The sequence below is a fragment of the Methylibium sp. T29 genome, from assembly GCF_000576205.1.
Lineage (GTDB): Bacteria > Pseudomonadota > Gammaproteobacteria > Burkholderiales > Burkholderiaceae_C > Methylibium > Methylibium petroleiphilum.
Genome location: NZ_AZND01000491.1, coordinates 1 through 1,349, shown reverse-complemented (window position 1 = coordinate 1,349; position 1,349 = coordinate 1). Strand labels below are relative to the sequence as shown.

The following is a 1,349-nucleotide window of genomic DNA, read 5'->3' as shown; positions in this document are numbered from 1 at the left end:
CCGGCGCCACGCGCAGCGCGCGCGGCGCAGTCGACCTCCAGCAGCGCCGCGCACGCGGCGCGTCGGCCACGCTCGAGCCTGGGTCGACGGCGAGCCTCTGAGCCTGTCGCTGCTGTGTCGCGACGGCTCGGCCGAACTGCTCAGCATCAACCGCCAGCGCATCGCCATTGCGGACGACGGCCAGTTGAGCGACGAGGGCGTGACCATCAACGCACTGGCGCTCGACGACGCGCGCGCCCCGGCGCTGGCCCGCACCGCGCAGGCGGTGGCGCGGGCGGTGCCCGGCCTGCGCGGCTTCGTCGGCATCGACCTCGTCTGGCATCCGCAGCGCGGGCCGGTGGTGATCGAGGTCAACCCGCGCCTGACCTGCGCCTTCGTGGGCCTGTCGGCCGCGCTCGGGCGTCCGCTGGCGGCCGAGATCCTGGCGCTGCACGAGGAGCCGGTCGATGCCTGAGCGTGTCGTTGTCGGCTGGGACATCGGCGGCGCGCACGTCAAGGCCAGCTGGGTCGAGCGCGGCGTGCTGCGCGACGTGACGCAATGGGCCTGCCCGCTGTGGCAGGGCCTCGACCGTCTGCACGCGGTGCTGGCCGAGGCGCAGGCGCGCTGGCCGCAGGCCAGCGGTGCCGTGCACGCGATCACGATGACCGGCGAGATGGTCGACCTGTTCGAGCACCGCGAGGCCGGCGTCGTGGCGCTGGCTGCAGCGATGGGCGACGCGCTCGACGGTCCGCTGTGGTTCTACGCCGGCGAGCGCGGCTGGTGTGCGCCGGCCGACGTGGCCGCGCAGTGGCAGGCCATCGCCTCGGCCAACTGGTGGGCGACCGCCGCGCTGGCGGCGCAGGCGCTCGGCGAGGGCGTGCTGGTCGACATCGGCAGCACCACCACCGACCTGATCGCGCTGCGGGGTGGGACGGTGCGCGCGCAGGGCCGCAGCGACGCGGACCGGCTGCAGAGCGGCGAACTGGTCTACCAGGCGTGGTCCGCACGCCGCTGTGTGCGCTGGCCCCGCGGGTCGTGTTCCGCGGCCGGGCATCGAACGTGATGAACGAGTTCTTCGCGACCACGGCTGATGTGTACCGGCTCACCGGCGAACTCGATCCGGCGCACGATCTCCATCCCGCGGCCGACGGTGGCGCCAAGGATGCTGCCGCGACCCGCCGGCGCCTGGCACGCATGATCGGCCTGGACGCGCGTGATGCCGACGAGTCCGACTGGCTTGCCTTCGCGAACGCGTGGCGCGAACTGCAGCTCGACGAACTGCAGGCCAGCTCGAACGCGTGCTCCTCGCAGCGCCGATCGCGGCCTCGGCGCCGCTGGTCGCCGCCGGCTGTGGCGACTTCCTGGCCGA

General features: G+C 74.1%; 2 protein-coding genes and 1 pseudogene. All 3 read left to right on the top strand.

Annotation, left to right across the window (positions count from 1 at the left end):
* Positions 1–454 (top strand): ATP-grasp domain-containing protein (locus x551_RS22295; RefSeq protein WP_152543639.1); only part of this gene is annotated, 454 nt, incomplete at its 5' end.
* On the top strand, positions 447–1,043 hold the full coding sequence (locus x551_RS22290; protein WP_051495979.1) for a hydantoinase/oxoprolinase family protein: 597 nt from the start codon (positions 447–449) through the stop codon (positions 1,041–1,043). The genes x551_RS22295 and x551_RS22290, both read left to right, overlap by 8 nt.
* Positions 1,043–1,349 (top strand): annotated as a pseudogene (locus tag x551_RS28275) (hypothetical protein); the annotation flags it as partial. The gene x551_RS22290 and the pseudogene x551_RS28275, both read left to right, overlap by 1 nt.